Source organism: Synechococcus sp. F70.1, from assembly GCF_047502745.1.
Taxonomy (GTDB): domain Bacteria; phylum Cyanobacteriota; class Cyanobacteriia; order Thermostichales; family Thermostichaceae; genus Thermostichus.
Map to the genome: position 1 here is coordinate 1 of NZ_JANSJL010000069.1, position 3,459 is coordinate 3,459.

Annotated in this window: 4 protein-coding genes; 1 reads left to right on the forward strand and 3 read right to left on the reverse strand. The window is 59.2% G+C overall.

Annotation, left to right across the window (positions count from 1 at the left end; translation table 11 throughout):
• Positions 1-101: 101 nt before the first annotated feature.
• On the forward strand, positions 102-287 hold the full coding sequence (locus tag NW860_RS07300) for a hypothetical protein (RefSeq protein WP_414513356.1): 186 nt from the start codon (positions 102-104) through the stop codon (positions 285-287).
• A 39-nt stretch (positions 288-326) separates the two neighbouring features.
• Here NW860_RS07300 and NW860_RS07305 read toward each other — a convergent pair whose 3' ends face one another.
• The 3 genes from NW860_RS07305 to NW860_RS07315 all read right to left on the reverse strand — a co-directional run bounded on the left by NW860_RS07305 (position 327) and on the right by NW860_RS07315 (position 3,447).
• Complete coding sequence (locus NW860_RS07305; RefSeq protein WP_414394559.1) at positions 327-851, reverse strand: NYN domain-containing protein; 525 nt, start codon at positions 849-851, stop codon at positions 327-329.
• A 162-nt stretch (positions 852-1,013) separates the two neighbouring features.
• Positions 1,014-1,955, reverse strand: a complete 942-nt coding sequence (glyQ, locus tag NW860_RS07310) for a glycine--tRNA ligase subunit alpha (RefSeq protein ID WP_414420567.1) — start codon at positions 1,953-1,955, stop codon at positions 1,014-1,016.
• A gap of 88 nt (positions 1,956-2,043) precedes the next feature.
• On the reverse strand, positions 2,044-3,447 hold the full coding sequence (locus NW860_RS07315; protein WP_414513386.1) for a DUF697 domain-containing protein: 1,404 nt from the start codon (positions 3,445-3,447) through the stop codon (positions 2,044-2,046).
• Between the last annotated feature and the right edge of the window lie 12 nt (positions 3,448-3,459).

Below are 3,459 nucleotides of genomic sequence, written 5' to 3' on the forward strand. Positions count from 1 at the left end.
CAACCTGGAGCAAAAGTCCGCTTTTGTCCAGCGTTGTATAAGTCTTTCAGAGCGGATTGTCGCCGCTGCATCAAAAGCTGTAGGAGCACTGGGAAAAGCAATTGCCCTGGGATCCCAGCGGAGCTCTGGCCTCTTTGCTCAGCGTCGTCCCTTTCTTGCTGGCAGCAGCGGTGGTGGTGGCTTTAACCGAGATCTCTTTGGGCAAAAGCTGGGCCGTCTCCTGGGGTCTTATCGCCTGTGTTGGCGGTGGCCTCTGCGAGCTGGGCCGGCGGGGCAATGCTCGCTGACCTCTAGCTCCTTGCCCTGTCTGCCCCCATCCTCAAAGACTACTTGTCCAACTTTTCAATGTAGGGGCGAATGTCGTTGAGGTCGATGTAGCGGTCGGTGGCGTTGCGCAGCTCGCGGGCAATCATCCCTTCGGTGGAGACAACTGTAATCGTAGTGTTTTTGGAGCGCAACAACTCAATGGCCCGCTCGAAATCACCGTCGCCGCTAAACAGGATGAGCCGGTCGTATTGACCGACCGTGTTGAACATATCGATAACAATTTCGATATCTAGGTTGGCCCTCTGGGAGTAACGGCCCGAATCTTCGTCCCGATACTCCTTGAGAAGCTTGGTGCGAACCGTATAGCCCAAGTTGATCAGGGCGTCTCGGAAGGCCCTTTGGTCGTTGGGATCCTTGATGCCGGTGTACCAAAATGCATTGACTAGCTCGACGTTGGGTTGTGACCTAACAAAGTAGTCCAAGACCCGGCGGGGATCAAAGAACCAGCCAATTTTTTGTTGAGCATAAAACATATTGTTTCCATCGATAAAGATGGAAACCCGTGTGACAGGGTATCGAAACATAAATTCTCCGGAAAATAGTCAGGTGGACTGGTTAAGAGCGTTGATTAGCTTAACGCAAAAAGAGTTGCACCAGAACAGAGTTGGCTAATGTCAATCTCCTATCATAGCCAAAAGAGGGCTCCCTGGCTTCGATCCCTAGCCCGGCAAAAAGTTAGGTTCCAGCTAGGGCAGAGCATGGCTGGAGGGGGAGCGGCCTGTCTGGCTGAGGTAGAGCTCTGCCAGTTGGCGAGCCAGGTTGCGGATGCGCCCGATGTAGAGAGTGCGCTCAGCCACGGCAATGACGCCGCGGGCATCGAGCAGGTTGAAGGTGTGGGAGCACTTGAGCACGTAGTCGTAGGCAGGCAGAAGCAGCGACACCGGCAGCCGATCGCTCAAGACCTGTTCTTGGAGCTTCTGGCGCGTGGTTTCGATTAGCCGCTTGGCCTCGGCTTCGTAGAGCCGAAACAGCTCCAACAACATCTCGGGATTCGAATACTCAAAGTTGTAGTAGGATTGCTCCACCTCATTTTGGAAGTAGATTTGCCCATAGGTAATCCGTCCCAGAGAAGGGTGCTCACTCCAGCAGAGGTCAAAAACGGAGTCCACCCCCTGCAGGTACATGGCTAGGCGCTCCAGACCGTAGGTAATCTCCACAGAAACGGGGTGGCAATCCTGGCTGCCCACTTGTTGGAAGTAGGTGAATTGGGTTATTTCCATGCCATCTAGCCACACTTCCCAGCCCACGCCCCAGGCGCCCAGGGTGGGGGATTCCCAGTCGTCTTCCACAAAGCGGATGTCGTGCTCTGCCGGGTCGATGCCCAAGGCCCGCAGGCTCTCCAGGTACACCTCTTGGATGTCGTCGGGGGAGGGCTTGAGCAGGACTTGGTACTGAAAGTAGTGCTGCAAGCGGTTAGGGTTTTGGCCATAGCGCCCGTCAGTGGGGCGGCGACAGGGCTCCACGTAGGCCACTCGCCAGGGATCCGGCCCTAGGGCGCGTAGGAAGGTGTGGGGGCTCATGGTGCCGGCCCCCTTTTCCAGGTCGTAGGGCTGCAGGATCAGGCAACCCTGCTCTCCCCAAAACTGCTGCAAGCGAAGGATTAGATCTTGAAAGGTGTGAGCTGCCATGGCAAAGGGCGGCAGAGAGAGCACTCCCTATCCTACCAACGCCTCTCCCTTGCTCAGTCGTTCAGCACTTCTTGTCAAGGGCGGAGGTTTAGGTGGGGGCCAAGCCGATTTTGGTGCGGATCTCCTCGCGAAGGCGGGCGGTGATTGAGGCTTCGTCCAAATCGGCCAAAATCTGGGCTATGGCGGCTTTGGGGCCCTCCGGTCCCCAACTGGCTCCCTGGGCCAGGTAGCGGCGGGCTGCCTCGCCGATGGCGTAGCAGGAAAAGCCAGCCATCACTGCCTGCGTCAGGGCCACTGACCCGTAGGCTCCTAGAGAAAGTCCGCCGGCAAAGGGCAGGGATCCCCCCAGCAAGGTTTTCAGGGATCCCAATCCCAACAGCGCTACCCATTCTCCCGCCCCCAGGCTGAGCATGCTGAGGACAATCTTCTGCAGCAGTTGCATGGCACCGGCGGTGGTCAGGGGCCAGCCGTAGAGGCGAGCCATGCGCAAGATGAGGGCCACATCCAAAGCCAACCCCCCCAGGGTGTCAAGCAGGGTAACGGGGTTGAGGGCAACGGCCAGGGCTTTGGTGCGGGCGGCAGCGGCGATGAGATCTTGGGCTTGCTGGGCGCGGCTTTGCAATTTGCGCTCAATGACCTGCTGGTTGAGGCGATCGGCAAAGAGGAGGGCGTTGAGGGCTAGCAGGGAGCGCCCTTCCCGCTGCAAGACTTCTAGGATTTTTAGGCGCAGCGCGTCCACTTGGGGGGGGCCGCTTTCCATCTCCACACCAAAGCTGCCATCTGGCTTCTGCACCAGGCGCGGCACGCGCGGCGAGGCGGCCACCATGACAACCTCGTCAGGGGAAAGAAGCTGCCGCACCCGTTCGTTGCGGATCTTGTCGTAGATGGCCTGGCGATCCGCCTCGGGGTACTGGTCGATCTTGTTGAACACCAGCAGCATGGGCTTGCCCGCCTCCCGCAGCGTCGCCAGAGCCTCAAACTCCACCCGCGTCAGATCTCCGCAGACCACAAAGAGGATGAGATCTGCCCGCTGGGCCACCTCCTGGGCCAGTCGCGCCCGCTCCTCGCCGTCTACTTCATCCAGGCCAGGAGTGTCGATTAGCTCCAGCCGGGATCCCTGCCAGTGGCTGACCTGAACCGACTGCACCGAGGCCGAGGATAGGAAAGAGCAGGGGGGACGAGTTCCCCAGCAGATGTTCCAGGCAGCTACTTGCTGGGTGCGGGTGGTCCCGTGGGTAGGCCCCGTGGCGAAAACCGGCTCCCCCAGGAGAGCGTTGAGCAGGGAGGACTTGCCCCGCCCCACCAGGCCGAAGGCAGCAATGTGGATGACCTCGGCTTCCAGTTTGTCCAGCAGGGCTTGCAAGTTTTCCAGCTCCCCTTCCAGGCCGGCAATCTCCTGGGGGCGCAGATCGAGTTGGGCCACCCACTGGCGCAGTCTGCGCTTGGCTTGTTGGTAATGGAGATCCTCCTGCAGAGTGCTGCGGCAAGCCATAGCCAGTAGCAG

Coding starts and splice junctions, on each gene's coding strand:
- NW860_RS07305 (WP_414394559.1), bottom strand. CDS start 851: ATGTTTCGATACCCTGTCACACGGGTTTCCATCTTTATCGATGGAAAC.
- glyQ (WP_414420567.1), bottom strand. CDS start 1,955: ATGGCAGCTCACACCTTTCAAGATCTAATCCTTCGCTTGCAGCAGTTT.
- NW860_RS07315 (WP_414513386.1), bottom strand. CDS start 3,447: ATGGCTTGCCGCAGCACTCTGCAGGAGGATCTCCATTACCAACAAGCC.